At 36.5% G+C, this 26,416-nt stretch carries 26 protein-coding genes and 1 pseudogene; 8 read left to right on the forward strand and 19 right to left on the reverse strand.

Annotated features, from left to right (window positions below; genetic code table 11):
* Positions 1 to 98 precede the first annotated feature (98 nt).
* Positions 99 to 710 carry a YktB family protein gene (locus ACF3N8_RS10245; RefSeq protein ID WP_009383619.1) on the forward strand — a complete coding sequence of 204 codons (612 nt, stop codon included), beginning with the start codon at positions 99 to 101 and terminating at the stop codon, positions 708 to 710.
* Positions 711 to 905: 195 nt separating this feature from the next.
* Here ACF3N8_RS10245 and ACF3N8_RS10250 read toward each other — a convergent pair whose 3' ends face one another.
* The 7 genes from ACF3N8_RS10250 to ACF3N8_RS10280 form a co-directional block, all read right to left on the reverse strand.
* Positions 906 to 2,090, reverse strand: a complete 1,185-nt coding sequence (locus tag ACF3N8_RS10250) for a DUF4064 domain-containing protein (RefSeq protein WP_009383620.1) — start codon at positions 2,088 to 2,090, stop codon at positions 906 to 908.
* A gap of 183 nt (positions 2,091 to 2,273) precedes the next feature.
* On the reverse strand, positions 2,274 to 3,299 hold the full coding sequence (gene auxB / locus ACF3N8_RS10255) for a lipoteichoic acid stability factor AuxB (RefSeq protein WP_009383622.1): 1,026 nt from the start codon (positions 3,297 to 3,299) through the stop codon (positions 2,274 to 2,276).
* Between the two features lie 121 nt (positions 3,300 to 3,420).
* Positions 3,421 to 4,494, reverse strand: coding sequence for a PotD/PotF family extracellular solute-binding protein (locus tag ACF3N8_RS10260; RefSeq protein WP_009383624.1), 1,074 nt, complete (start codon positions 4,492 to 4,494; stop codon positions 3,421 to 3,423).
* The gene (locus ACF3N8_RS10265) at positions 4,491 to 5,309 is read right to left on the reverse strand and encodes an ABC transporter permease (protein ID WP_009383625.1); all 819 of its coding nucleotides are present in this window, start codon (positions 5,307 to 5,309) and stop codon (positions 4,491 to 4,493) included. The genes ACF3N8_RS10260 and ACF3N8_RS10265 overlap by 4 nt, the downstream gene beginning before the upstream one ends.
* Positions 5,310 to 5,313: 4 nt before the next feature.
* Positions 5,314 to 6,120, reverse strand: a complete 807-nt coding sequence (locus tag ACF3N8_RS10270) for an ABC transporter permease (protein WP_009383627.1) — start codon at positions 6,118 to 6,120, stop codon at positions 5,314 to 5,316.
* The gene (locus ACF3N8_RS10275) at positions 6,117 to 7,205 is read right to left on the reverse strand and encodes an ABC transporter ATP-binding protein (protein ID WP_009383629.1); all 1,089 of its coding nucleotides are present in this window, start codon (positions 7,203 to 7,205) and stop codon (positions 6,117 to 6,119) included. Before ACF3N8_RS10275 ends, ACF3N8_RS10270 begins: the two co-directional genes overlap by 4 nt.
* Positions 7,206 to 7,340: 135 nt before the next feature.
* Positions 7,341 to 7,616 (reverse strand): UPF0223 family protein, encoded by a 276-nt coding sequence (locus ACF3N8_RS10280; RefSeq protein WP_009383631.1) that lies wholly within the window; start codon positions 7,614 to 7,616, stop codon positions 7,341 to 7,343.
* A 222-nt stretch (positions 7,617 to 7,838) separates the two neighbouring features.
* Here ACF3N8_RS10280 and ACF3N8_RS10285 point away from each other — a divergent pair, with 222 nt between their 5' ends.
* On the forward strand, positions 7,839 to 8,060 hold the full coding sequence (locus tag ACF3N8_RS10285; protein WP_009383633.1) for a YozE family protein: 222 nt from the start codon (positions 7,839 to 7,841) through the stop codon (positions 8,058 to 8,060).
* 109 nt (positions 8,061 to 8,169) lie between these two features.
* Here the strand turns inward: ACF3N8_RS10285 and ACF3N8_RS10290 are convergent, their stop codons facing one another.
* Both ACF3N8_RS10290 and ACF3N8_RS10295 read right to left on the reverse strand, forming a co-directional pair.
* The gene (locus ACF3N8_RS10290) at positions 8,170 to 8,583 is read right to left on the reverse strand and encodes a universal stress protein (RefSeq protein ID WP_009383635.1); all 414 of its coding nucleotides are present in this window, start codon (positions 8,581 to 8,583) and stop codon (positions 8,170 to 8,172) included.
* Between the two features lie 16 nt (positions 8,584 to 8,599).
* Positions 8,600 to 10,054, reverse strand: coding sequence for a SulP family inorganic anion transporter (locus tag ACF3N8_RS10295; RefSeq protein ID WP_037556670.1), 1,455 nt, complete (start codon positions 10,052 to 10,054; stop codon positions 8,600 to 8,602).
* 94 nt (positions 10,055 to 10,148) lie between these two features.
* On the opposite strand from ACF3N8_RS10295, the gene ACF3N8_RS10300 reads away from it, so the two are divergent.
* Complete coding sequence (locus ACF3N8_RS10300; protein WP_026048961.1) at positions 10,149 to 10,685, forward strand: recombinase family protein; 537 nt, start codon at positions 10,149 to 10,151, stop codon at positions 10,683 to 10,685.
* Between the two features lie 94 nt (positions 10,686 to 10,779).
* Here the strand turns inward: ACF3N8_RS10300 and ACF3N8_RS10305 are convergent, their stop codons facing one another.
* The 5 genes from ACF3N8_RS10305 to ACF3N8_RS10325 all read right to left on the reverse strand — a co-directional run bounded on the left by ACF3N8_RS10305 (position 10,780) and on the right by ACF3N8_RS10325 (position 14,774).
* Complete coding sequence (locus ACF3N8_RS10305; protein WP_009383639.1) at positions 10,780 to 11,508, reverse strand: LytTR family DNA-binding domain-containing protein; 729 nt, start codon at positions 11,506 to 11,508, stop codon at positions 10,780 to 10,782.
* Positions 11,509 to 11,545: 37 nt separating this feature from the next.
* Positions 11,546 to 13,681 carry a peptidase domain-containing ABC transporter gene (locus tag ACF3N8_RS10310; protein ID WP_392449908.1) on the reverse strand — a complete coding sequence of 712 codons (2,136 nt, stop codon included), beginning with the start codon at positions 13,679 to 13,681 and terminating at the stop codon, positions 11,546 to 11,548.
* A 32-nt stretch (positions 13,682 to 13,713) separates the two neighbouring features.
* The gene (locus ACF3N8_RS10315) at positions 13,714 to 13,905 is read right to left on the reverse strand and encodes a hypothetical protein (protein ID WP_009383641.1); all 192 of its coding nucleotides are present in this window, start codon (positions 13,903 to 13,905) and stop codon (positions 13,714 to 13,716) included.
* A gap of 109 nt (positions 13,906 to 14,014) precedes the next feature.
* Complete coding sequence (locus tag ACF3N8_RS10320) at positions 14,015 to 14,221, reverse strand: hypothetical protein (RefSeq protein ID WP_009383642.1); 207 nt, start codon at positions 14,219 to 14,221, stop codon at positions 14,015 to 14,017.
* Between the two features lie 337 nt (positions 14,222 to 14,558).
* Positions 14,559 to 14,774, reverse strand: coding sequence for a sterile alpha motif-like domain-containing protein (locus ACF3N8_RS10325; protein WP_002470888.1), 216 nt, complete (start codon positions 14,772 to 14,774; stop codon positions 14,559 to 14,561).
* Positions 14,775 to 15,014: 240 nt separating this feature from the next.
* Between ACF3N8_RS10325 and cidR the strand changes: the two are divergent.
* The 5 genes and pseudogenes from cidR to ACF3N8_RS10350 all read left to right on the forward strand — a co-directional run bounded on the left by cidR (position 15,015) and on the right by ACF3N8_RS10350 (position 20,457).
* Positions 15,015 to 15,890 (forward strand): annotated as a pseudogene (cidR, locus tag ACF3N8_RS10330) (cidABC operon transcriptional activator CidR).
* A gap of 160 nt (positions 15,891 to 16,050) precedes the next feature.
* Positions 16,051 to 16,440 carry a CidA/LrgA family protein gene (locus ACF3N8_RS10335; protein WP_392449910.1) on the forward strand — a complete coding sequence of 130 codons (390 nt, stop codon included), beginning with the start codon at positions 16,051 to 16,053 and terminating at the stop codon, positions 16,438 to 16,440.
* The gene (locus ACF3N8_RS10340; RefSeq protein WP_002470900.1) at positions 16,437 to 17,123 is read left to right on the forward strand and encodes an LrgB family protein; all 687 of its coding nucleotides are present in this window, start codon (positions 16,437 to 16,439) and stop codon (positions 17,121 to 17,123) included. Before ACF3N8_RS10335 ends, ACF3N8_RS10340 begins: the two co-directional genes overlap by 4 nt.
* A gap of 81 nt (positions 17,124 to 17,204) precedes the next feature.
* Positions 17,205 to 18,947, forward strand: a complete 1,743-nt coding sequence (locus ACF3N8_RS10345) for a pyruvate oxidase (protein ID WP_002470901.1) — start codon at positions 17,205 to 17,207, stop codon at positions 18,945 to 18,947.
* 190 nt (positions 18,948 to 19,137) lie between these two features.
* A complete protein-coding gene (locus ACF3N8_RS10350) occupies positions 19,138 to 20,457 on the forward strand; it encodes an ISL3 family transposase (protein ID WP_232620108.1) in 1,320 nt (439 codons plus the stop codon).
* Positions 20,458 to 20,578: 121 nt separating this feature from the next.
* Here the strand turns inward: ACF3N8_RS10350 and lpdA are convergent, their stop codons facing one another.
* The 5 genes from lpdA to ACF3N8_RS10375 form a co-directional block, all read right to left on the reverse strand.
* A complete protein-coding gene (gene lpdA, locus ACF3N8_RS10355; protein WP_238093661.1) occupies positions 20,579 to 21,985 on the reverse strand; it encodes a dihydrolipoyl dehydrogenase in 1,407 nt (468 codons plus the stop codon).
* A 3-nt stretch (positions 21,986 to 21,988) separates the two neighbouring features.
* Positions 21,989 to 23,269 (reverse strand): dihydrolipoamide acetyltransferase family protein, encoded by a 1,281-nt coding sequence (locus tag ACF3N8_RS10360; RefSeq protein ID WP_017176604.1) that lies wholly within the window; start codon positions 23,267 to 23,269, stop codon positions 21,989 to 21,991.
* Positions 23,270 to 23,400: 131 nt separating this feature from the next.
* Complete coding sequence (locus tag ACF3N8_RS10365) at positions 23,401 to 24,378, reverse strand: alpha-ketoacid dehydrogenase subunit beta (RefSeq protein ID WP_009383649.1); 978 nt, start codon at positions 24,376 to 24,378, stop codon at positions 23,401 to 23,403.
* Positions 24,379 to 24,381: 3 nt separating this feature from the next.
* Positions 24,382 to 25,494: a pyruvate dehydrogenase (acetyl-transferring) E1 component subunit alpha gene (gene pdhA / locus ACF3N8_RS10370; protein ID WP_009383651.1), complete on the reverse strand. Its 1,113-nt coding sequence runs from the start codon at positions 25,492 to 25,494 to the stop codon at positions 24,382 to 24,384.
* A 170-nt stretch (positions 25,495 to 25,664) separates the two neighbouring features.
* On the reverse strand, positions 25,665 to 26,297 hold the full coding sequence (locus tag ACF3N8_RS10375; protein WP_009383652.1) for a YkyA family protein: 633 nt from the start codon (positions 26,295 to 26,297) through the stop codon (positions 25,665 to 25,667).
* Positions 26,298 to 26,416 lie beyond the last annotated feature (119 nt).

Raw genomic sequence — 26,416 nt, forward strand, 5'->3', positions numbered from 1 at the left:
CCTATTGTCTATTATTATACATGAAAAGGAGTATCATGAAAGATTTCACCACCTGAAATATGCTAAAATACAAGTAATCATTTACGGGAGGTTCATAAATGACAAAGTACACATTTAAACCTAAAGATTTCAAAGTATTTCAATTAGATGGACTTGAAGCACGCATGGAAGCAATCGAATCACAACTTAGACCACAATTACATCAGCTTGGCGATTACTTTTCAGAATTACTTGAAACGAAAACTGGCGAAGTTTTCTATCCACATGTTGCAAAACACGCAAGACGAACAGTTAACCCTCCTAACGATACTTGGGTAGCGTTCGCGACTAATAAACGTGGCTACAAGATGCAGCCCCACTTTCAAATCGGACTATTCGAAGACCAATTATTTGTCATGTATGGCGTGATGCACGAAGCTAAGGAAAAACCTGAACATGCCAAAGTCTTCGAAGAGCGTAAAGATGAAATCAAAGCTTTACCAGATGATTATCGCTTATGTCTCGATCATTTCACTAAGGAAAAGGCCTTAATCAAAGACTACTCAGATGAAGCACTTGATAAAGCAATCGATCGCGTTAAAAACGTTAAAAAAGGAGAATTCTTTATCGCGCGTACGATTGCGCCTCAGTCAGAACACTTAAAAAGCGACAAAAAATTCATTGCTTTCTTAGAAGACACTTTCGAACATTTACTTAAGTTCTATGCATAATGACTCAATAAAGCACGTCACATGCTTCTTTACAACGTAGTATGTGATGGGCTTTTTCTATTGGGAAAAGTCACATCAAGTTAACCTATCATTCACGCGACTAACGTAATCAATGCTAGTAAATACGTGCCTCATTAGAAGCAATTTCAAGTCATAAAAAAAGACTAGAGCAAAGCTCTAGCCTTAAATCTGACCTTAATATCTATAACGGTCGTCTTTTTTACCGTCTCTGAAACCATTATCATAACGGTCTTCTTCTTTAATGTTACGACCATCATTGAATTTGTCATTACGACGGTTATCGTCTAAACGTGAATCTTGTTTATAACCATCGTTGTCACGGTTTACGTTGTCTTCGAAGCGGTTGTCGCTACGTCCATCTTGGAAACCATTGTCACGGCTGTCGTTGAAACCTTTATTATCACGACGTTCATCTTGGAAACCATTATTGCGACTATCGTTAAAGCCTTTGTTATCACGACGTCCGTCTTGGAAACCACTATTGCGACCATCTTTGAAAGATTTGCTATCGTTATGACCATCTCTAAAACCATTGTCATAGCGGTCTTCTTCTTTAATGTTACGACCATCGTTGAACTTGTCATTACGACGATTATCTTTTAAGCGTGTATCTTCTTTGTAACCATCATTATCACGGTTTGTACCAACATTGCGTCCATCCGCAAATGTTTCTTTACCGTGCGTATCTTTAACATAACCACGTTTATAGTCATTGTCACGACGGTTATCTTGGAAATTATCTTGATCGTTGCGGCGACCGTTATCACGGTTATCATGGCGTACATCTTCACGACGATTATTATAGTCATCGCGTGTACGATCGTTGTTTACACGGTTGTCTTTTCTATCATCATAACGATTATCTCTTACGTGATTGTCACGGCGTTCATCATAACGACGTTCATTCGCACCTTCATAAACTGTCTTCTTCTTATTCTTACGTACAAGTAACATAATACCTGCAACTAAGAATAAAATCGCTGATAGTAAGTTGATTGATACAAGCGCTAATAAAGCAGCGATGATTAATAAAGTTGCTGCAAGAACACGTTTCTTGAACATAAATGCTGCGATTAATGCTAATAGTAATGAGATTAGCGATGTAATTAAACCAAAGTTACCTAAACCTGCCATCATATCTGCAACTTCAGATGGGTTCACATTTTGAGATTGCATGTCTTGATTACTTTCCATGTTCTTTTTGAATTGTTCTTTAAATTCATTACTTTGAGAACTTTGCTTCATTAACCAATAAATAATTGGCGCTATAATTCCTAGAATAATACCAAGCCAGGTTAAAATTTTCTCGACTGTACGTTTGATTGGTTTTTCAACCGTTTTTTCAATATGTCTATCCATAATTTCCCTCCTTATATGTCTACGCTTCTATGTAAACATATATTGTTAATTGCATTCACATTTTTAAATATTCAGATTTTAAACAATCTAAAAATGGGAATGTAACTTATTAGTTACATTCCCATTTCTCGAAATCATTAACATTAAATTGAAAATAAGTTATTCAAATGTGAACGTTTGACGTTATTTCGTTTCGTCAGAATCTGTTTTCTCCTGATCCTTTTGCATCTTTAATCGATCATCGTAATTCTTTCTACGCGTCGCGCCAGCACTCATTTGCGCTTTACGACGTGCTTTTTCTTTCGCTTTTTGTTCTTTCTTAAGTCGTTTTCGCTCTTTACGTTCTGCTTTAGCACGTTCTTTTTCTTCTCTCAGTGCTTGTTGTTGATGTAAACGTTGTTCTTCCATTTCTTTCTGACGCGCTTGTTCACGTTGGCGCTCTAGTTGACGCTCGTAGCTATCTTCCTCAGAAGGTTTCGTAGCTTCAACTTTTTTCTCATCTTTAGGTTTTACTGGTTTATGATTGTATTTTTGTTGACGTGATAAAACTTGTGGCGTTTCGTCTGCTTCTTGTGCGTCACCACGTGTTTCTTTTTCGATATCTTGTCGATTCATAACCATTGTTTTCTCAGGTTCTTCATAAGTATCTTGTCGATTTCTATCATACTCATTGCGATTGTTATCTTTAGCTTTTGGCTTTTCATGGTGATAAGGACGCTCATCATAAACATCACGTTCACCATAACGCGCAGGTACCGTGACATATTTAGCTTTACGCGCAAACATCATGATAGCTGCGATAAAAAGTAACACGGGTACAAGTAAGATAATAAACGGTAGCGTAACCACACTTGCGAGCAAGAATAATAAGCCTGATAAAATTCGAATATTCATTGAGATTAAGGCTAAAAATGTGATTAATAAACAAATGATTAAGTACACGATAATCAGCCATACACCATTTTGGAAAAAGATAACAACTTGAGTTGTATTCAAATTATTCTGCGCAAAGACATCTTGAAAGAAAGAACTATTATTTAAAGATTGTTCCAATTTAGCAATTGAAGCGTCGTTACTAAACGTTACTAACCCTAGAAACATTCCAGCAAACGTCAGTAACAGTAAGATAATCCAACTTAACCAACCTAATATTTTCTCGGCAAGTCTACTTACAGGACGCTTTATCTGTGTATAATGTTCTCCTGACATGACTTCCACTCCTTATTAACTTGTTTAAATCTATTCCATTCAAACAAAGCTTCATACTTTATTATAACTACATTTACAGTTAAGAAACAATTAAAAAAATATTATATATACATTCCAATAGTTAATCAAGTGACATTTTGAAATTTAAAAACATCTCATTGTATTCATTTACGTAATATTTTCCAAGATCTTCATATACTTCTAACTTTGATTGTTCAGCTTTTAATGGATAAAAACGTTTATCATTTCGAATTGATTGCGGTAAATGTCTTAAAGCTTCACGATTCGGCGTCGCATAACCAACCCATTCTGTATTCTGAGCACTAACGTCTTCTCTTAACAAGAAGTCTATAAAACGGTGTGCACCGTCGACATTTTGACTCGTTTTAGGAATTACCATATTATCGAACCATAAATTCGAACCTTCTTGAGGAACGACATATTGATACGTATCATTTTCAGTTACGATAGGCATCGCAACGCCACTCCATACCACTGCGACATGTGCTTCCTGTTGTTCAAGCATCAACGGAAGTTCATCTCCAACGACACCTTTAACATTAGGCGCAAGCTTCGCTAATTTAAGTTGCGCCTCCTTTAACTTTTCAGGATCCGTCGTATTCAAGCTATCGTGATTCATATTGAGCGCGATTCCGACAATCTCACGCGCACTATCTACCAACAGAATATCCTGCTTTAATTGCGGTTTTAAAAGATCATTCCATGAGTTAAACGTCATATCCGAATACTTATCTTTATCATACAATATGCCAACTGTCCCAAAGAAATAGGGAACGGCGTATCTATTCCCTTTATCAAATGACATATTCATATAATTTGAATCAATATTTTTTAAGTGCTTTAACTTATCGTGGTTAAGCGGTAGTAATAAGCCGTCTTTCTTAAGCTTATTTACCGTGTAATCACTTGGAAATACCACGTCATAATGCGTTCCGCCATTGCGAAGTTTCGCTTCCATCGCTTCATTGGAATCGAACGATTCATAAATAACTTTAATACCCGTTTCCTTTTCAAACTGTTTGATTAAATCTGGATCAATATATTCGCCCCAGTTGTACACAAATAACTTCTCTTGCTTACTGCTCGTGTGTTGTTGATCAAGGGCTTTTGATAAGAGTAAACAACATACGCCAATCAAGAATGATCCTATTATTAACGTGATATAGCGTTTCATCGCGTAACCCCCTTCTCGTTAAGGGTTAGCGACCGCTTCTTTAAAAGGCCTTTTAAAATATGATAACCAAACAGCATCACCATGATAATCACAAAGATAATGGTAGAAAGTGCATTAATTTCAAGGCTAATACCACGTCTTGCCATCGCATAAATCTCGACAGATAGGACACTAAAGCCATTACCCGTTACAAAGAAGCTCACTGTAAATTCATCTAATGAATACGTTAATGCCATTAAAAAGCCACTTAGAACACCTGGATAAATTTGAGGCAACACAATGTAGCGATACGTTTCAGTGCGTGAAGCTCCTAAATCTTCAGATGCTAGAAATTCACTTTGGTTAATACGATAAAGCATTGGCAACACGATGATAACGACGATTGGAATGCTAAAGGCGATATGAGAAATTAAAACCGTCCAAAAGCCTAAATGAAGACCAGTCAAATTCCCTATCACTGTAAATAAAACTAGGAATGACGCGCCTATCACGACGTCCGAAGATACGAGCAATACTTGGTTCATAGACAGTATTGAACGCTTCATAAGTTGGTTGCATATATGGTAAATCCCTATCGCTCCCAATACACCAATCACCGTCGCGATACTTGAAGATAATAAACTGACAGCAATGGTATTCAATACGATTTGAAGCATGCGTTTATTCTGAAAGAGTGATTCGTAATGAGACCACGTAAAACCTTTAAAGCCCGTCATAGAACCCGCGCTATTAAAGGAATACACCATCATCACAACAATCGGCACATATAAACATAAGAGTACGAGCGACACATATAATTTTCCATACCACTTCATGATGTTAGACCTCTTTACTTTCTTTAGATGATTTCGTGATATTTAATATGATAAACATCAACACGATTAATACGATGGCGATAGTCGCTCCCATGCCATAGTTTTGAATCACTAAAAATTGTTCTTCTATCGCAGTACCTATTGTGATCACTTTATTACCTGTTATCAATCTCGTAATCATGAATAACGAGAGCGCCGGGATAAACGTAACTTGAACCCCAGCTCTGACGCCTTCTTTCGTTAAAGGCATGATAATCTTAGTGAAAGTCACCCACTTATTCGCACCTAAATCATTGGCAGCTTTCAAATATACATCCGGAATTTGATTCATATGATTATAAATCGGCAATAACATAAACGGTAAATATATGTATGAAGCAACGATAATAAAACTAGGCGCGTGAAATAATATTTCCAAAGCAGGTACATGCATCCACTGTAAAAATCGATTGATAATACCATCATGACTGAAAATACCAATAAACGCATAAGTCTTCAGAAGTAAATTCATCCAAGTTGGCATAATAATAAGTAGCAAAAGTAATTGTTGATGTTTAGATTGAACTAGGAAATAAGCAAGTGGAAAACTTACGACCAAACAACACACTGTTATCATAAACGCATACAATAAAGAATCTTTAAACATCGTTAAATAGTTCGGTGAGAAGACCTGTTTATAATTCGCTAGAGAGAAGTTGCCATTAATATCAATGAACGAATAATAAATCAGTAACAGAAGCGGCACGATAATAAAGAGTACCATCCAAATGAGATAAGGTGTAAATGTGAGCCATTTAAAATGTTTCGTCATACGCCTACCTCACCATTTGACGTTCGTCGATCAAAGGCTTCTTGAGATTCGTTAGGAACCATGACATGAATCGCCTCAGGTTCGAAATAAAGGCCTACTTCGTCACCAATCGTAGCCTTTTTCGTCGATTGAATAATCCATTCTTGACCAAACTGATCGTAACAACAAATCTCGTAATGTACGCCTCTAAAGAGTTGTGAATCAATCGTTACATGAATCACACTCTGACGCTTTGGTACAAATGTAATATCTTCAGGGCGAATCACCACTTCAACTTTTGTGTCAGGCGCAATACCTTTATCCACACATGAAAAGACATTTTGATTAAATGATACCTTATAATCTTTAATCATTTTGCCTTCGATAATATTAGACTCTCCGATAAATTGTGCAACAAACTTATTCAAAGGTTCATCATAGATGGCTTTTGGCGTACCAAATTGCGCAACGCGACCTTCATTCAGTACATAGATATAATCACTCAAGGCAAGCGCTTCCTCTTGATCGTGGGTCACAAATATAAACGTAATCCCGAGCCTTGATTGAAGTTCCCTAAGCTCATATTGCATCTCTTGTCTAAGATGATAATCAAGCGCCGATAACGATTCATCTAACAAGAGAACTTCAGGTTCATTAACGATTGCCCGCGCGATCGCGACACGTTGCTTCTGACCACCACTTAGTTGTTGAATCATACGGTCAGCCATACCTTCTAATTTAACTAACTTAAGTGCTTCATTAATCTTAGATTGAATCTCTTGTTTAGCGTATTTCTTCAATTTTAAACCGAAAGCAATATTGTCATACACGTTAAGATGCGGAAACAAGGCATAATCTTGAAATACTGTGTTCACCTTGCGCTTATGCGCTGGTACATGATTTATAATGTGTTGATTATATAAAATATCGCCAGTATTAGGTCTTTCGAAACCAGCGATTAAATTAAGTAACGTTGATTTCCCACAACCTGAGGGTCCTAGTATCGTATAGAAAAAGCCCTTTTTAAAATCAATGGTGATGTTTTTTAATACATCCGTATGATGAAACGTCTTAGTAACATCTCGTAGTTGAATTAATTGGTTCATGATTCCCTCCATTTTCATGTTGTTTAGTCTATGATACGAATGCATAAAAAAGCTGTATTTAGATTTATTTTACAAAACATACCATAATGCTTTATAAAAATACCAAAATACAGCTTTCTTTACAAGAAGTAATTTTTAGTTATGAGATTGTAAGATCGAACCCGCTTCATGCGCTTTTGCTTCTTTAACGACAGGATAACTATCAAAACCACTTCGTTTATGAAATTCTTTAAATATCTGTTTCTCTTCAGCTTTACCTGGCACAATTTTCTTAAATTGATTATAGCGTTCTAAGACGACATCGCGTTCAACTTTGTCTTCATAATACGCTTCTATCGAATTAAAAAATGAAACGACTGCCATCATTTCGTCATTAGTCCAATCTAAATCAATTGGGTAATTATATTCCACGATGATCTCTCCTTCTTAATTCGTTTACGTCTATTTTATCAAATACCTAACCTAAAGCGTACTTTTAACTACGTCGATCGTATCAAAAAGCTCTTGCCATTATTGTTCGTAAATATATTAAGTTGAAGCATATTTTTATGTTAAAAATTGTAAAATTGAGCCACAACAGCTTGTATCCATATGATATAATAGGCATCGGCTCTAGAAAAAAGAGGTGAATCTATGAGCTTTTACGAATATATGCAATCTTTTGATGGTGATAATACGCCCCTTGGTGAATTGGTTGCTTGGATAAACCAAGACGCTAATTTTCCTAGAGATGCGACATTACCATCAGATATATTATTGTATTGTCGTAAAGCTTACATGCCACACCATATTGAGATGATGAATGTGAAGCGGGCACTTGGTGTCTACAACCAATTCACAAATCATATCGACTAATATGATTTGGTATATTATTACCTCAAAAGGATAAGAGCCGCACCCATTTAGGGTGCTTTTTTTATGTAAAAAAGTATCCTGCCTCAAGTGGCAGGATATAGTCTTGGCCTTATTTAACGATAATAACTGGTATATCAGCGTGCTTAGCAACTTTATGAGAGACGCTACCTAGAAGCATTTCTTGAAATCGATTCAAACCACGATTGCCTAAAACTACACATTGGTATAAGCCAGAATTCGCTTCTTTAACAACAACATCTTCTGGTTGGCCATGTAAAAATTTGAAATCAAAGTTTACATCATTATCCTCGAATAAATCCTCAATGCGTGATAGCTTTTGTTCACGCGCTTTGGTTAAATTGGAACCTGGTGTTTGATGTAGTACATCATTCTTTGAATCATCTACATCTATAACATTGAGAATCGTGACGCTTGTCTTAGAATCTATAAAATTGAGTAACTCTTCTGCAGCACGGTAACTGTTATCAGAACCATCAGCTGCTAATAAAATATTTTTATACATAAGCATACCCCTTTATTTAAGAAATGAGATGTTCTTCGTTTAATTGACTGATTTCAGATACGATTTTACGACTATCGGCATTTAAGCGTTTGACGTTAACTTTGTTACCTCTTTCTTCAAACTTATGAACAATCGTATCAATAGCATCTACCGCTGAATCGTCCCACAAATGAGCACGTGAGAAATCTAATACAATATGTTCATTTTCTTTATCAAAATCGATTTGTTCCATCAGAGAATCTATTGAAACGAAGAAAATCTGTCCATCGAAGTAATAATATAGAATATTATTTTCTTCATTAAGAGAAACATCGATTTTCGATATCTTAGTAGCGAAAAATAGCGCACTAAATATAACGCCTACAATAACGCCTAATGCTAAATTATGTGTAAACAACACGATGATGACAGTTAAAACCATAACAAAAGCATCTGTACGTGGTGCCTTTTTAAGATATTTAAATGAATTGAAATCAAATGTTCCAACCGCTACCATAACCATAATTCCAGCTAAAATCGGCATTGGAATCTTAACTACGAGTCCTCCAAGGACAATAATTAAGAAGATCAAGAAGACACCTGCTGTAAATGTGGAAAGGCGTGTACGCCCCCCTGACTTAACGTTAATGACTGATTGACCAATCATCGCGCAACCACCCATTCCACCGAAGAATGGCGCAATGATGTTCGCGATACCTTGACCTCTAGATTCACGGTTTTTATTACTATAAGTATCCGTAGCATCATCCACGATCTTAGAAGTAAGTAAACTTTCAACTAATCCAACAATTGCCATCGAAACCGAGTAAGGTAAAATAATCTTCAATGTTTCAAAATTATAAGGTACATCTGGAATGAGAAAATGTGGTAAAGATTGGTTAATTTTACCTATATCTCCTACTGTTTTAACATCGGCACCAAACATAAGATAAATCGCAGTTAAAAGTACAATTGCTATGAGCGGTGCTGGTATACGTTTAACAAATCTAGGTACAATATATACAATCAATAATGTTACAATGACATATATATATGTTGCGATAGAAATGCCAAAAATATGTTCAACCTGAGCCATAAAGATCATAATACCAAGTGCATTTACGAAACCAATCATCACAGACCTAGGTATAAATTTCATTAGGCGACCAATTTTCAAAGCACCGAGGATGAATTGAATAATTCCCATTAAAATGGTTGCTGCAAGTAAATACTCTACACCATGATCTTTCACTAAAGGTACAACGAGTAATGCAATTGCACCAGTGGCAGCTGAAATAAGAGCAGGACGTCCACCTACAATAGAAGTGACGACTGCAATGATAAATGAAGCATACAAACCAACCATAGGATCGACTCCAGCTATTATGGAAAAGGCGATTGCTTCAGGTATTAAAGCAAGGGCGACTACAATACCTGATAGAATATTAGCGACTGGGTTACTTAACCATTCTCTTTTTATAGTTTCTATCATACTTACGCTCCTAATTTTAAGATTTGACGCATTAATTATAACAGTAATAGTTTCAAAATTGTACCCCTTTTTGAAACTAATAGAGGTGAATGAAATGAATTATGGATATATTAGAGCGATAAACGTCTATGACGATGTTAACGTTCAGAAACGAAAACTTCCTCGTGACTGCCATATATTTGAAGAATTACATACTAAAAGTAAAAAGCGATATCAACTTGATCAATTACTTGACCAAATTCGTGACAACGATTGCTTATATGTTACCGATTTATGTATATTAGCTGATTCAACGAGACAGTTAGAAGAAATTATTCAACATTGTTCTACAAATGCGATTACCATACACATTTTGAATCGAGATATGGTTATTAATTCTAATAATAAAATTCCCTTCGAAAATACCTTAAAGGAAATTACACGATTTCAAAGTGATATTGTTAGCTTTAGAACTAAGCAAGGTATTTCTAACGCGAGTAGTAATGGCGCGAAGGTTGGTAGACCTAAACGAAATGATAAAAACCTAGAAGATGCGATTGCTATGTATATGTCTAAAAAATATACCCTTGATCAAATCAAGGAAAAAACGAATATAAGTAGAGCTACACTCTATCGCCATCTAGACCAATAAATTTAAATGACCACTAAGGTATCTTATAAAGCCTAAGTGGTCATTTTAGTATGTTGATTGATTACATTATGATGAATTTTAAGATATGTACTATTTATTGATTTGAATTTAAGCGCGTTAATTTAGATTTCTTCGATTTCGTGTACCAACGTATGAAACCATTCGTCATGTGAACGCGCAAGTTATCATGATCAATCTTATAAATATACTGAGGATTTATAATGCACGCTCGATTGATTCGAATCAGTTCGGGATACGCAGATTCAAACCCTTTTATGGTTCCATATAATTCATAACTACTATTAATGGTTACAAGCAAAAGTTTATGAGGCTTATCAAAACATTCAATGAGCACGACCTCATCCAACCGTTTGTAGTACGTTTCATTATAGATTTTAAAGACGATACTCCGGGAAGAAGTATGAGTAGATGCAACCACGCGTTTTTCAACGGTTTCAATTAAGCGATAAAATCTTGGAACGTCATCAATGATCGATGTTGGTATGTAAGCAAATGGCTCAACGTGGCTATTAACAATATCGATAAGTTCAGATGAATCCTGATAATCACTGATTATAAGCTGTTTACAACTCTGATCACAGGCGCGAATCGTTTGAAGTCCTTGAATTGTAGGTCCATGTAATACTTGAATGCTATATTGAATGCTGTTGAGATTTATTACATCTTTAATTTCATTAATATTTTCCGTGACACACGCTATTTTAAGGTTGCGGCTTTGAAAGTCGATGTAATTTTTAAATAGCCTTTCTAAATGGTTTCGAATACAATACTGCTTGCTATATATAAAAACTGCATAAGACAATCTATCACCTCATTACCTAAATAACCCTCTACGCGCTTTACTCAAATATGCGCTTGTAGTAGACCCCCGTTTCAATTAACCTATCGTGCGTACCTGTTTCGACGATGCGACCTTTATGCATGACATATATCATGTCCGAGTCTCGAATATTCTCAAGTTTATGTGACATAATAATTAGTGTACGGTTCAATTTTAGTAACGATTGTAAGTTTCTAAATATACGTCTTTCTAACTTATCATTGAGCGCATTCGTAGCTTCATCTAAAATTAAAATATCAGTTTGATGCAACAGCGCCCTTGCGATAGCTAGCCTTTGAAGTTGACCTGAAGAAAGATTCGTACCTTCTGTTTCAACCAACGTTGCATAACCCATAGGAAAGCTCATGATGTCATGATGAATTTCTGCCATTTTACAGGCTTCAATCATCTTAAATTGATCCAAAGGCTTTTTTATATCTATAGTGAGATTGTCTATAATGCTCCCTTTAAAAAAGAAAGGTTTTTGGGTAAGATAACCAATGCGCTTTCTTAAAGCATGTATATCTATTGCACCATAATGCATCTTATCCATGTACAGATCACCTTGGTCAACTTTGTAAAAGCCCATTAAAACTTTAGCTAAAGTCGATTTACCAGAACCGCTTTCACATACTATACTCACTTTAGTCCCTTTAGAAATCGTTATATTAATTTCTTTTAAAATAGGAACTTCGGGCTCGTAACTAAAACTAACATTAGAAAGCCTAATTTCATTCACAAAACTAACCGCTTGCGACTGCGCTTGTGCCATTTGAATCTCATTAGGTTTACTTGTATACGCTACCACCCTTCTCACTGCGATAAGAGCAGTATGAATCATAGGTTGTAATTCAATCGCGCGTTCCACAGGGCCAAAGTAATACATAACGAGTGCATTAAACGTTATTAAGTTACCTAGCGTCATATCTCCATTAACAACTTGATGACCACCTACCCACAATACAAATACAGATGCACTCAAAGCCATGAAACCTTTTATATTCAATTGGATATTAGAAAGATTCCCTAAAGTCTTATAACTTTGAATGAATTGCTCTAATCGAATCGCAACTTTCTTAGAAACCTCTTGTTCTTTTACAAAGCTTTTCAAGAATAAAATTCCATTAAAGATTTCAATGAGATAGCCATTGAACAGCGCACCTTGTTGAAGTAACAAATCATTATAATGCTTAAGCGGTGATTTAAAACTCATACTCAATATGACATATAGTGGAATCATGATTGAAATAATGATAAACAGATGCAAGTTTATATATGCAAGCATCAATGCACCCACAACAATCATGAGTAGGTCGACAAATATAGTCACAGCTATTGAAGCAATCGCGTCCCTAATTTTATGAATATCAGTTAATCTAGATGCGATTTCGCCAGGCTTTCTGCTTTCATAAAATCGCATAGGCAAATGTATGATGTGGTTAAAGAATTGCGAAATCAATTGAACATCAAGTTTAGAACTTATAGCGATCATCAATTTCCCTCTTGAAAAGGCAATCAAGGCATGCAACGCATATAACCCGATTATTGCTATAGAAAGTTGGTTAATACCGCTTTTGTCATAATGAGGTATCAAATCATCGATAAAAAATTTAAAATAGAATGTACCTAAAAAGCTTATTAAATTCAATAAAATGGATAAGAAAACGATGAGGAGTATAAATGATTTATATTGCTTAACTAAAGCCAACATTTCAGTCTTGATTGGATAATCCACTGTTTGAGTCGAAAAGTTTTCGGATTTAGTAACAAGTAACAAAATTCGCGTCCATTTCAATTTAAAATTATCTAAGGACTCTTTAGACTTACCTATAGCGGGATCTACGATATAAACATGCTGACGCGTCATCTTACGTATGACCACAAAATGGTCATAACCTTCATCATTGGTAATATGTGCAATACATGGGAGTTGCACATTGTACAACTCCGGTTCATTAACAACTCTAACTGCTTTCATATCTAAACCGAGCGCTTTCCCAGCATTAACCATACCCAACAAGTTCGTACCATTTTCATTTGTATGCGCCATATCTCGAATTTTATCTACAGAAACACGCTTTTTATAATGACGACATATCATTGCGAGACATACAGGTCCGCAATCTCTTTCATCAAGTTGCTTAATAAATTTCATGGTGTCATTAACCTACTTACATTGTGAATAAGCTATACTTGTTCATTAAAATGAAAATACAATTCAACTGCTAGACTGAATACGCCACCTACTATACACCCTAGTATCGGGTGTCCGAATGCGAGACCAATGATGCCACCACATAACGCACCACCTATTACATTCCCCCATCTAATTTTCCCTCCTGAGATCTGAATCATTTCGGCATTAGTTAAGCTTGTCATCATTAATCCCTCCTTAGCATTATGATTATAAATATGAATGACTTTAACATTTTATTTGTAAATACGCTCTTAAGAGTTGGGTCTATTTAGAGATCAGAAAGTCTAGTTGCTACAATCCAATCAATCCATAAATAAGGATATCAATTAAATTACTTAAATAAGCTTTACCAAAAGTATAATTATCATAAGATTTATTGTGACGTTTGGTTATAATATGAAAGCGTTCGTCACTATTTCTAGGTTTAGTTAAAAACAAATTTAGGAGGAGCACAAATACGATTAAAGCAACGATAACTAGAATTGATTTAAGGATCATAAATATTCCCTCCCTTATTATGTAGACCATACGACTTTTCGCAGTTTATCCATTATTAGAAATAGCCCCAAAGAACAATTAATCACCCTGCTCATTGAAGTAATGAAACAACTCATAGCCTAACGTAAGCACACCACCTAAGATACATCCTACAAAAAAAGGAACACCGAAAGTTGCCGCACTTATACCGCCTATAACGACACCTACAATGACATAAACCCTAATAAAGTTGCTTAGTGCGTTTGACCCTCACCAACCGTTATTGACAAGGAGCCGAACTTTCTCCTACGCATCGTGAGGTGATGGCAAGCCTATATCTCATGAAATACTATGGCTACTACATGAGGACGAATTGGCTAAATAAGTCTAAGGCTCTCTTAGTGATACTGAGCAACTCAGTATCAGTCCAATTGTGTTCACGACAATATGTCAAGATGCTTTCTGGATCAGAAACATTTTTAGGGAAATTGACATCTTGATTAATCTCATCAGCCAATTCACCTAAAGGCGTGTCATCACCTAGAAAGTTCTGCATAAAATCGTAGAAAGTCATACATCACCTCTTCTAGAGCCACAAGTCATTATACCATAATCTATATTTGGTATTAAACACATTCATGTAATTGTCAATTTTAATACTGGGTTGAAAAGGGTAGTGGACAATTAGCTTCACCACACACCTGACAGTAATAATTAATAATAAGGAAAGAAATTGAGCTAAAGCTCCCATTTTAGCGCAAAATAAGGTAGTATTAACAGTGAAGAAAGTGATAGATGAGGGGGTACGCATCCTATGGATATCAAACAAATGACATATTTCGTTGAAGTCGTGGAACATGGTGGAATGACGAAAGCTTCGAAGCATCTGTATATCGCTCAGCCAACGATTAGTAAAGCGATTAAAGATTTGGAAAGTGAATTGGCGATGCCATAGTTCGATAGAAGTAAGCGGCAGTTAGTGCTCACAGATGCGGGAGAAGTCTTCTATCAAAAATGTACAGAAATACTCAATTTATTTAATGATTTACCGAAAGAAATTAATAGTTTACTCGGACTCGAGACAGGTCATATCAGCATCGGACTTTCAGCAGTGATGAATATGAATCAGTTTATTGAAATCTTGGGCGAGTTTCATCAGCGTTATCCGAATGTAACTTATAATTTAGTGGAAAATGGCGGAAAGATGATTGAATCTCAATTGGTCAATGATGAAATTGATATCGGGATTACAACATTGCCAGTAGATAAAGCCATCTTTAATTCCATACCACTTTATCAAGAAGAACTGCGTTTAGTGACACATAGAAATCATGCATTGGCGACGAGGGACTCCGTTAACATGAAAGATCTCATTAATGAGGACTTTATCTTATTTAATGAAGATTTTTATCTTAATGACAAGATCATTGAAGCGACAAAGAACGCAGGTTATATACCGAATACAGTTTCTAAAATATCTCAGTGGAACTTTATTGAGAATCTATTAAATGCACATTTGGGTATCAGTATACTACCAGAGAATATCGTGAAGATGCTAGACAGTCACTTTTGTAATATACCGATCGATGACAAGTCTATGTCTTGGGAACTCGGGGTGGTCTGGAAGAAAGATAAATATTTAAGTTATGCAACGCGTCAGTGGATCGAGTTTATGAGCGAGCGACTCTAACGAACATATGAAATATTATTATGAAAGTGAACGCTTTCATAGAAAAAAGTAATAGGTCGTATTTAAATTCAATATTTTAAATATATTGGGGTATGGATTAAAATATATAGTGTACAAAAGAGATAAAGTTTAACTAAATCTTTTGAGAGGGATGAAAAGCATGCAGTTTGCTTGGAAAGTAATGAGAACACTACTCCAAATACTGTTGTTGATTGGGGTTACGTATGTTGGCAGTGTGATCCAGCGTATATGTCATATTCCTATTGCGGGAAGCATAGTTGGATTGATACTGTTATATTTGCTGTTACAATTTAAGATTCTACCAGAAAAGTTCATAAGTTCAGGCGCAAACTTTTTCCTTGCGACAATGATATTCTACTTTGTACCATCTGTAGTGGGCGTTATGGATGTGGCTTCGGATATCAATTTAAATTTCATCGTATTCTTTATACTCATCATATTAGGTACATGTTCTGTGGCGCTAGTATCAGGGTACATTGCTGAGAAGATGGTTAAAAGGGTACATGCTAAAGAGAGTGATTCGCAATGAATTTCTTACATGCATTGCTCATGATCGCTCTTACCGTTGTCGTATACGCCGGCGCGCAAAAGTTACAGCGTAAATACCGCACACCTTTGCTCAACCCCGCATTGGTCGCATCACTCGCAATCATCATCGTGCTACTCATCAGTGGTACGACATATAAAAACTATATGGTTGGCGGTAAATGGATTAACTATTTGCTCAACGTCAGCGTTGTTTGTCTTGCTTATCCCCTCTATCAGAATCGTCATAAGATATGGGCTTATGCAAGAGTTATATTTGCAAGCGTCTTCGCTGGTGTGCTCTTCAATTTTTTGTTAGTATTTACAGCGTTGAAACTTCTCGGTTACTCTAAAGAAGTTATCGTAACTGTCTTACCGAGATCTATTACAGCTGCAGTAGGCATCCAAGTTTCTCATCAGCTTGGAGGTACTGACACCTTTGCTGTACTCTTTATCATCACTACTGGTTTGCTCGGTAGTATGATAGGTTCCTATTTACTTCGCCTTGGACGTTTCGAAACATCCATAGCGAAAGGCCTGACTTATGGGAACGCTTCTCACGCCTTTGGTACAGCGAAAGCACTTGAGATGGACATTGAATCTGGTGCCTTTAGTTCAATAGGTATGATTCTAACAGCAGTCTTAAGTTCAATCCTCATTCCCATATTCATCCTGCTATTATATTAAGTTGTAGTATTTGTGTTTGAATAGTAACGCACTTCGTCACAAGAGAGATAAAAATGATAAATCGAAAGGGGCTTTTTCAAAGTGGCAAAAATTAAAGCAAATCAAGCACTCGTTAAAGCATTAGAAGCATGGAATATTGATCACCTTTATGGTATCCCTGGTGACTCAATCGATGCAGTCGTAGATAGCTTGAGAACAGTACGTGAAGACTTGAAATTCTATCACGTACGTCATGAAGAAGTAGCAAGCTTAACAGCAGCAAGCTATACTAAACTTACTGGTAAGATCGGTGTAGCATTAAGTATCGGTGGTCCTGGTATTGTCCACTTATTAAACGGTATGTATGATGCCGAAATGGACAACGTGCCACAACTTATCTTAGCAGGTCAATCAAACAGTACAGTACTTGGTACGAAAGCATTCCAAGAGACTGATATTCTTAAAATGGTTGACGGTGTTGCTGTATACAGCCACCAAATTACTAAAGATGACAAAGACATCTTCGGTATCGTAAACGAAGCGATCCGCACAGCTTACGAGAAAAAAGGTCCAGCAGTACTCGTACTTCCAAACGACTTATTAACTCGTAAAGTCAAAGATACTACAAGCAAGAAAGTAGATACTGCACCACCAGCACGTATCTCACCGAAACCACGTAGTATCAAGAAAGCAGCTAAACTTATCGATAAAAGTAAACGTCCAGTTGCCTTAATCGGTTTAGGTGCGCAACACGCGAAAGAAGAAGTGCGTGAATTTATCGAAACTGCTAAGATTCCAGCAGTTGTGACTTTACCAGCTAAAGGTATCTTACCTGACTCTCACCCTTACAACTTAGGTAACTTAGGTAAGATTGGTACGAAACCTTCATACCAAACTATGCAAGAAGCTGACTTGCTTATCATGGTAGGTACAAACTATCCTTACGTTGATTATCTACCTAAGAAAAACATCAAAGCAATCCAAATCGATACTAACCCAGAAGCAATCGGGCACCGTTTCGATGTTAACGCAGGTATCGTAGGTGACAGTAAAGTTGCATTAACTCAACTCACTGAATCAATCAAACATGTTGGTGAACGTGACTTCTTAACTAAGACATTACAACGTAAAGCAACATGGGATTCTTGGATGAAAGCAGACAAAGCTAACGAAAGTAAACCAATCCGTCCAGAACGCTTAATGGACGCAATCAACAAAGTACGTCACGACGACGCTGTATTCTCAGTAGACGTTGGTACTTCAACTGTATGGTCTACACGTTACTTGAACTGTACTGTTAACAATAAATTTATCATTTCTAGTTGGTTAGGTACTATGGGCTGTGCATTACCAGGTGCAATCGCATCACGTATCGCTTGGCCAAACCGTCAAGTTATCGGTATCGCTGGTGACGGTGCATTCCAAATGGTTATGCAAGACTTCGCTACAGCAGTACAATACGACCTACCAATGACTATCTTTGTTCTTAACAACGAACAATTATCATTCATCAAATACGAACAACAAGCAGCAGGTGAATTAGAATACGCAATCGACTTCACTGATATGGACTTAGCTAAATTTGCTGAAGCTTGTGGCGGTGTAGGTTACACACTTAAAGACCCTAGCCGCGTAGACGATGTTGTTGCAGAAGCATTAGAACAAGATCGTCCAACAATCGTTAACGTATACGTTGACTCAACTGCAGCTCCACTACCAGGTAAGATTGTTAAAGATGAAGCAATCAACTATGGTAAATGGGCTTACAGATCTATCACTGAAGATAAAAAATTAGATTGGGACGAAATTCCACCATTATCAACAGCAGCAAAACGTTTCTTCTAATTTAATTAATTATTAAACCTATCCTTTCCCGTATAATACCGAGCCTTCATGGCTCGGTATTTTTTGGGCTGTACACTTTTAATGGTTGGTGATAAAAAATCACTAGCCGTTAATTTTCTTTATACACCAAAAAAGGCACGAATATCTCTATAATAGTAAGTACCACAACAAACTAAAAAGGAGAGATATTGTGCCTATATGTAATGATATATCACATATTCTAGGAATTAAAGTGAAGAATTTAAGAATTACGAGAGAGCTAGGTTTATACTTTTATAAACAGTCGCAGTGTATATTTTATGAAGGTGATTTAACCTACAAGGCAAAAAGTTGTGATTTATGCGGAGCACAAAATGAGAATCAAACTATTATTAAACATGGTTCTCGTAAGACGAGCGTTTATATGGGGCTAGTATTTGAACGCCCTGCATATTTAGCTCTAAAAAAGCAACGCTTTTATTGTAAGGCGTGTCAGCGAACATATACAGCGAAAACACCTTATATTCGTTCACGTTGTCGAATCTCTACTGACGTTAAACTAGTAATTACGAAAAAGCTAGCTAAAGTGAGGTCTGAAAAGGATATTGCTTCAGATTACTTTGTTTCACCATCTACCGTCCATCGTCATCTTAAGTATTTAGGCGAAGAAATTAAGCCGAATCATAAGTTACCTCAGTATTTATCATTCGACGAGTTTAAGTCAACGAATGATGTAGCGAGTGCGATGAGCTTTATTTATTGTGATGCCGTCAATCATGATGTTATTGAAATATTACCTGATCGTCGCAAATTCAAGTTAGAAGAACACTTTTTAAAGTTTTCTCTAGAAGAACGAAAGCGAGTCAAAGCCGTCACGATGGATATGTATCAACCGTATATGGATTTAGTTGAAGACCTGTTTCCTAACGCTAAAATAATTATCGATCGTTTTCATATTGTACAAGCTGTTAACAGAGAAATTAACCGGTGTCGCGTCAGAGTAATGAACCAATTTAGAACGACAGAAAAGCGTAAATATAATAAGCTTAAACGTTATTGGAAGCACCTTTTAATATCGCCTATAGATCTTGATCCAATTCATTATAAGTCTTACAGACTATTCGACTTTTCGCAGAGTGAGCACTCTCTCGTTCAATACTTAATAAACTTAGATGATCTATTACATGAAACTTATAAGGTAGGTCATCAAATACTCGACGCCTTAAGATTAAATGATATCAATCAATTAACGTATGTACTTAAAAACTCAAAATCTAAGCCTATTTCTAAGGGCTTACAGCGTGTGATGAATACTTTAATCAAGTATTTACCGTATATAGAACACACAATTGATCATCCGCAATTAACTAACGGTCCATTAGAAGGTATTAATAACAAAATAAAATTAATCAAACGGGTATCTTACGGTTATAGAAACTTTGAAAACTTCAAAGCTAGAATACTCATTATTTCTAGGATGTTCGTAAGTGAATATAAAAAACGCACCAAACAACATAATAAAGTTGCTTAGTGCGTTTGACCCTCACCAACCGTTATTGACAAGGAGCCCAAAAATAAAAAAGCCCGAGCAAACAAAACGTTTACTCGGACTTAAGATATATCTATGCTTCAATAAATTGAAGTAATTGATATTACATAGTGTGGATTGGAAGACCAATTGCTTTTTCAGCAGCTTCCATAGTCATTTCACCTAATGTTGGGTGAGCATGAACTGTTAATGCGATATCTTCAGCATTCATACCTGATTCGATAGCTAAACCTAATTCAGAGATAAGATCTGATGCACCAGTACCTACTACTTGAGCACCTACTAAAGTATCGTCTTCTTTAAGTGTGATTAACTTAACGAAACCAGTTGTGTCATCTAATGATAACGCACGGCCGTTAGCTTGGTAAGGGAATTTAGAAGCTTTATAGTCTAAACCTTCTTCTTTAGCTTGCGCTTCAGTGTAACCAACTTGAGCAAGTTCTGGCTCAGTGAAGCATACAGCTGGCATACCGATGTAATCTACTTCTGATTTTTCACCAGAGATTACTTCAGCAGCGATTTTACCTTCATAGCTTGCTTTATGTGCAAGTGGTAAACCAGGTACGATATCACCAATTGCAAAGATATTTTCGATTGAAGTACGGCTTTGTTTATCAACTTCTAATAAACCGCGGTCAGCGAATTTAAGACCTAATTCTTCAAGACCTAATTCGTCTGTGTTAGGTTTACGACCTACAGTTACTAATACGTAATCTGCTTCGATTGATTTTTCTTCGCCACCAACTTCGTACGTAACTTTAACGCCGTTGTCAGTTTCTTCAGCTGATTTAGCCATAGCTTCTGTAACGATTTCAACGCCTTTTTCTTTCATACCTTTTTTAACAGGTTGCGTCATTTGTTTTTCGAAGCCGCCTAAGATGTCTTTAGCACCTTCTAAGATTGTAACTTCTGAACCGAAGTTAGCGAATGCAGTACCAAGTTCAGAACCGATGTAACCGCCACCAACTACAACAAGTTTACCAGGAACTTCTTGTAAGTTTAAAGCGCCAGTTGAATCGATTACGCGGTTACCGAATTCAAAGTTAGGAATTTCGATTGGGCGTGAACCAGTTGCGATGATTGCATTTTTGAAGTTATAAGTTTGAGCACTTTTTTCGTCCATAACGCGTAAGCTGTTATTGTCTACGAAATAAGCTTCACCTTTAACAATCTCAACTTTGTTACCTTTTAAAAGACCTTCAACGCCGCCAGTTAATTTTTGAACGACACCTTGTTTGAATTCTTGAACTTTGTCAAATTTTAATTGAACGTTTTCAGCGATAACACCAAGGTTTTCTGAGTTTTTAGTTTCTTCGTAACGGTGAGAAGCGTGTAATAAAGCTTTTGAAGGAATACAACCAACGTTTAAGCATACGCCACCAAGTTCACCTTTTTCTACGATTGTAACTTTTTGACCTAGTTGTGCTGCGCGGATTGCTGCAACATAACCTCCTGGACCTGCACCGATAACAATAGTATCTGTTTCAATTGGAAAATCTCCGACTACCATAATTTACCCCTCCATTAATAATAATTCTGGATTATTTAATAAACGTTTAATGTGGTTCATAGCGTTTTGACCAGTAGCACCATCAATTTGTCTATGGTCAAAGCTTAATGATAATGCAAGTACTGGTGCTGCAACGATTTCGCCATCTTTAACGATAGGTTTTTGTGCAATACGACCAATACCTAAGATTGCAACTTCTGGGTGGTTGATGACTGGTGTGAACCATTGGCCACCTGCAGAACCGATGTTACTGATAGTACAAGTAGCACCTTTCATTTCATCAGATGTTAATTTACCGTCACGTGCTTTAACAGCAAGTTCGTTAATTTCATCTGAAATCGCGAACATTGATTTACGATCAGCGTTTTTAACAACTGGTACTAATAAACCTCTGTCAGTGTCAGCTGCGATACCGATGTTCCAGTAATGTTTATGAACAACTTCGCCAGCTTCTTCATTGAATGAAGTGTTAAGTGCTGGGTATTTCTTAAGTGCAGAAACAAGTGCTTTAACAACGTATGGTAAGAATGTTAATTTAGTACCTTGTTCAGCTGCAACTTCTTTGAACTTCTTACGGTGATCCCATAATGCAGACACTTCGATTTCGTCCATTAACGTAACGTGAGGTGCAGTGTGTTTAGAGTTAACCATAGCTTTTGCGATAGCTTTACGCATAGCTGGGATTTTTTCTGTAGTTTCTGGGTATTCACCTTCAACACTTGCTGCAGGTGCTTGTGAAGCTTCTGATGATGAGCTATCTGCAGAAGTTTCTTCAGATGCTTGTCCACCACCGTTAAGGTGATTGTCTACATCTTCTTTAGTAATTCTACCATTTTTACCTGTACCTTTAACAGCTTTAATGTTTACGTCGTTTTCACGCGCATATTTACGAACTGAAGGCATAGCTTTAACACGTGTATTGTCATCTTCTTCAGAATCATTTGAAGCTTCTGATTGTTCTTCTTTAGCTTCCTCTTTTGATTCTTCTTTGTCGTCTGATGATTCTTCGTCGTCGCTACCACCTTTGAATTGCATTTCTTCTGCATCAGGAGCATCGATCTTAACGATAGTATCACCAACAACTGCTACAGTACCTTCGTCTACTACAACTTCTTCTACAGTACCTGAAACAGGAGATGGAATTTCAACAACAGATTTGTCGTTTTGAACTTCTGCTAATACATCGTCTTCCTCAATAGTGTCTCCAGCTTTAACGAACCACTTTACGATTTCACCTTCGTGGATACCTTCACCAATATCTGGTAATTTAAATTCAAATGCCACGGTAATTTCCTCCTAAATTATTATTATGAATTGCGGTTAGAAACCTAAAGATTGGCGGCACTCATCAGGAAAAAGCCCAATAAGTGCGTACCAATAATCTTCTATATTTACTTATTTCCTATAACTTAGAATTAAAATTCTAAAGTTTTCTTAGCTTGCTCTACGATGTCTTTCTTGTTTGGTAACCATACACCTTCTGCTTGAGTGAATGGGTAAATTGTGTCAGCAGCAGCTACACGAGCGATTGGTGCTTCTAATGAAAGAATAGCACGTTCAGAAAGTTCAGCAGCTACTTGAGCACCAACACCAGCTTGACGTTGAGCTTCTTGAATAACTACAACGCGGCCAGTTTTTTCAGTTGAAGCAACTAATGTTTCGATATCTAATGGTTGAACTGTACGTAAGTCGATAACTTCAGCTGAGTAACCATCTTTTTCAAGGTCTTCTGCAGCTTTTAATGCTTCTTGTACCATTGCACCGTATGCAATTAAAGTGATGTCTGAACCTTCACGTTTAACGTTAGCTTTACCGATTTCGATTGTATATTCTTCTTCAGGTACTTCTTCACGGAATGAACGGTATAATTTCATGTGCTCTAAGTAAACGATTGGATCGTTACTTCTGATACTTTCGATTAATAAACCTTTAGCATCATATGGACCTGATGGGATTACAACTTTAAGACCAGGTGATTGAGCCATTAAACCTTCTAAGTTATCAGCGTGTAGTTCTGGTGTATGAACACCACCACCGAATGGCGCACGGATAGTTACTGGCGCAACTTTTGAGTTACCTGAACGGAAACGATGACGTGCGATTTGACCTGCAACAGAGTCCATTACTTCGAAAACGAAACCGAAGAATTGGATTTCCATTACTGGACGGTAACCTTCAACTGTTAAACCTAATGCAAGACCACCAATACCTGATTCAGCTAATGGTGTATCGAATACACGATCTTCACCGAATTCTTTTTGTAGGCCTTCAGTTACACGGAATACACCGCCATTAACACCTACGTCTTCACCGAATAATAAAACATTTTCGTCGTTTTGTAATTCAGTTTTAAGCGCATTGTTAATCGCTTGAACCATTGTCATTTGTGCCATGGCTTACTTCGACTCCTTCTCTTTGTAAATTTCATATTGCTCTTTGAGGTTATAAGGCATATCTTCGTACATGATTTCCATTAAATCAGTAACTGTTTGCTTTTCAGTGTTATCTGCAGCTTTAATTGCCTTCTTAATGTCGTCTTTAGCTTGTTTAATGATTTCTTCTTCTTTTTCTTCAGACCATAAGTTTTTGTTTTCAAGATATTTTCTGAAACGTACTAATGGGTCTTTTTTCTCCCATTCTGAATCTTCGTCTGAAGTACGGTATTTCGTTGGGTCGTCCCCGGCCATTGTATGTGGACCATAACGGTAAGTCATAGTTTCGATTAATGTTGGGCCTTCACCATTTACAGCACGTTCACGCGCTTCTAAAGTAGCTTGGTATACAGCTAATGCGTCCATACCGTCAACTTGGATACCTGGAACACCAGAACCGATACCTTTTTGAGCTAATGTTTTAGCTGCAGTTTGTTTGTCACGTGGTGTTGAAATTGCATAGTTATTATTTTGGATTACAAAGATAGCTGGTGCTTTGTAAGCTGATGCAAAGTTTACACCTTCGTAGAAGTCACCTTGTGATGAACCGCCATCACCAGTATAAGTAATTGCTACGGCTTTTTTACCGCGTTTCTTAAGTCCTAAAGCTACACCTGCTGTTTGAACGTATTGAGCACCAATGATGATTTGTGGACTTAATGCATTAACACCTTCTGGGAATTGGTTACCTTTGAAGTGTCCTCTTGAGAATAAGAACGCTTCAGTTAATGGTAAACCGTGCCAAATTAATTGTGGTACGTCACGGTAACCTGGAAGAATGTAGTCTTCTTTTTCTAATGCGTATTGAGAAGCGATTTGAGAAGCTTCTTGACCTGCTGTAGGTGCATAGAAACCTAAACGTCCTTGTCTGTTTAATGAGATAGAGCGTTGGTCAAGAATACGAGTCCAAACCATTCTCTCCATAAGTTCTACTAATTGTTCATCTGATAAATCTGGTAGTAAGTCTTCGTTAACTACGTTACCATCTACATCAAGTATTTGAACCATTTCAAATTGAGATTCAGTATTTTGTAATACCTTCTCAGCATCGAATTGGGCATTTAACTTCGGTGCCATTCAATTCACCATACCTTTCCATTTTATATAGAAAATCATTATTCTTGAATAAGTGTAACACAAAACTGTGATACTGTTAAATAAAAATAAAAAAACTTCTGTAACACCAATTTACATAACAGATTGATAAACTGTTATAGTTATTTAATCTAAACTGTTATAGTATTAAATTAGTCTTCAGCAATCGCTTTCACATCTTGATACTCTTTAGAGACCTTCTTACTTGCTTTAGAATAATCCTCTACTTTTTTCTTCATAGCCTTACTAGCTTCCTGCATTTTTTTAGCTTTCTCATCTACTTGATCTTGAGTCGGAGTGCCTTCAGACATGTATTCAAATAAATCTCTTTCTTTTTCAAGGATCTTTTTATAACCTTTTACGTATTTATCGTGCTTTTTAAATTTATCTTTTAAAGCATCGTCGAGTTCAGTTATTTCTTTTTTATCCTCTTTGTCTTCAATGTCGTCAACTTGATCACTAGCTTTACTCATGTTCTTTTCATAACGATCAGTGAGCTCAGCTTCTTTATCAATCTTTTTCTCTCTTTTATCGATATTGTCGACAACTTTCTTAGCTGCTTTAGAGATTTCTTCTTGGTTATTCCCGTTTACTTTATTAATTAATTCTACTTTATCTTTTTCGAGTTTTTGTAACTTCTTGTTAACTTCAATAATATCCTTTTCAATATCACTTTCTTTATTAAATGTATCGTAATACTTAGAGATAATTTCGTCGTCTTTACCACATGCTGATAGTACTAATGTAGAAATCAGACCAATTCCAATCAATTTTTTTAATTTCATATTTAAAAGCTCTTCCTCCTTAAGACTTCAAGTTAACCGTACATGATTTTAAACTTAAAAATCAATTTGTAAGTGCACGACTTTATAACAAATTCATATACTCTGTTAGAGGTAGCACC

This window comes from Staphylococcus massiliensis, from assembly GCF_043186315.1.
GTDB classification, from domain to species: domain Bacteria; phylum Bacillota; class Bacilli; order Staphylococcales; family Staphylococcaceae; genus Staphylococcus; species Staphylococcus massiliensis.

What these genes read in the sequence shown, in the direction of transcription:
- ACF3N8_RS10245 (WP_009383619.1), top strand. Translation starts at nt 99, where the DNA reads ATGACAAAGTACACATTTAAACCTAAAGATTTCAAAGTATTTCAATTA.
- ACF3N8_RS10250 (WP_009383620.1), bottom strand. Translation starts at nt 2,090, where the DNA reads ATGGATAGACATATTGAAAAAACGGTTGAAAAACCAATCAAACGTACA.
- auxB (WP_009383622.1), bottom strand. Translation starts at nt 3,299, where the DNA reads ATGTCAGGAGAACATTATACACAGATAAAGCGTCCTGTAAGTAGACTT.
- ACF3N8_RS10260 (WP_009383624.1), bottom strand. Translation starts at nt 4,494, where the DNA reads ATGAAACGCTATATCACGTTAATAATAGGATCATTCTTGATTGGCGTA.
- ACF3N8_RS10265 (WP_009383625.1), bottom strand. Translation starts at nt 5,309, where the DNA reads ATGAAGTGGTATGGAAAATTATATGTGTCGCTCGTACTCTTATGTTTA.
- ACF3N8_RS10270 (WP_009383627.1), bottom strand. Translation starts at nt 6,120, where the DNA reads ATGACGAAACATTTTAAATGGCTCACATTTACACCTTATCTCATTTGG.
- ACF3N8_RS10275 (WP_009383629.1), bottom strand. Translation starts at nt 7,205, where the DNA reads ATGAACCAATTAATTCAACTACGAGATGTTACTAAGACGTTTCATCAT.
- ACF3N8_RS10285 (WP_009383633.1), top strand. Translation starts at nt 7,839, where the DNA reads ATGAGCTTTTACGAATATATGCAATCTTTTGATGGTGATAATACGCCC.
- ACF3N8_RS10290 (WP_009383635.1), bottom strand. Translation starts at nt 8,583, where the DNA reads ATGTATAAAAATATTTTATTAGCAGCTGATGGTTCTGATAACAGTTAC.
- ACF3N8_RS10295 (WP_037556670.1), bottom strand. Translation starts at nt 10,054, where the DNA reads ATGATAGAAACTATAAAAAGAGAATGGTTAAGTAACCCAGTCGCTAAT.
- ACF3N8_RS10300 (WP_026048961.1), top strand. Translation starts at nt 10,149, where the DNA reads ATGAATTATGGATATATTAGAGCGATAAACGTCTATGACGATGTTAAC.
- ACF3N8_RS10310 (WP_392449908.1), bottom strand. Translation starts at nt 13,681, where the DNA reads ATGAAATTTATTAAGCAACTTGATGAAAGAGATTGCGGACCTGTATGT.
- ACF3N8_RS10315 (WP_009383641.1), bottom strand. Translation starts at nt 13,905, where the DNA reads ATGACAAGCTTAACTAATGCCGAAATGATTCAGATCTCAGGAGGGAAA.
- ACF3N8_RS10320 (WP_009383642.1), bottom strand. Translation starts at nt 14,221, where the DNA reads ATGATCCTTAAATCAATTCTAGTTATCGTTGCTTTAATCGTATTTGTG.
- ACF3N8_RS10325 (WP_002470888.1), bottom strand. Translation starts at nt 14,774, where the DNA reads ATGACTTTCTACGATTTTATGCAGAACTTTCTAGGTGATGACACGCCT.
- ACF3N8_RS10335 (WP_392449910.1), top strand. Translation starts at nt 16,051, where the DNA reads ATGCAGTTTGCTTGGAAAGTAATGAGAACACTACTCCAAATACTGTTG.
- ACF3N8_RS10340 (WP_002470900.1), top strand. Translation starts at nt 16,437, where the DNA reads ATGAATTTCTTACATGCATTGCTCATGATCGCTCTTACCGTTGTCGTA.
- lpdA (WP_238093661.1), bottom strand. Translation starts at nt 21,985, where the DNA reads ATGGTAGTCGGAGATTTTCCAATTGAAACAGATACTATTGTTATCGGT.
- ACF3N8_RS10365 (WP_009383649.1), bottom strand. Translation starts at nt 24,378, where the DNA reads ATGGCACAAATGACAATGGTTCAAGCGATTAACAATGCGCTTAAAACT.
- pdhA (WP_009383651.1), bottom strand. Translation starts at nt 25,494, where the DNA reads ATGGCACCGAAGTTAAATGCCCAATTCGATGCTGAGAAGGTATTACAA.
- ACF3N8_RS10375 (WP_009383652.1), bottom strand. Translation starts at nt 26,297, where the DNA reads ATGAAATTAAAAAAATTGATTGGAATTGGTCTGATTTCTACATTAGTA.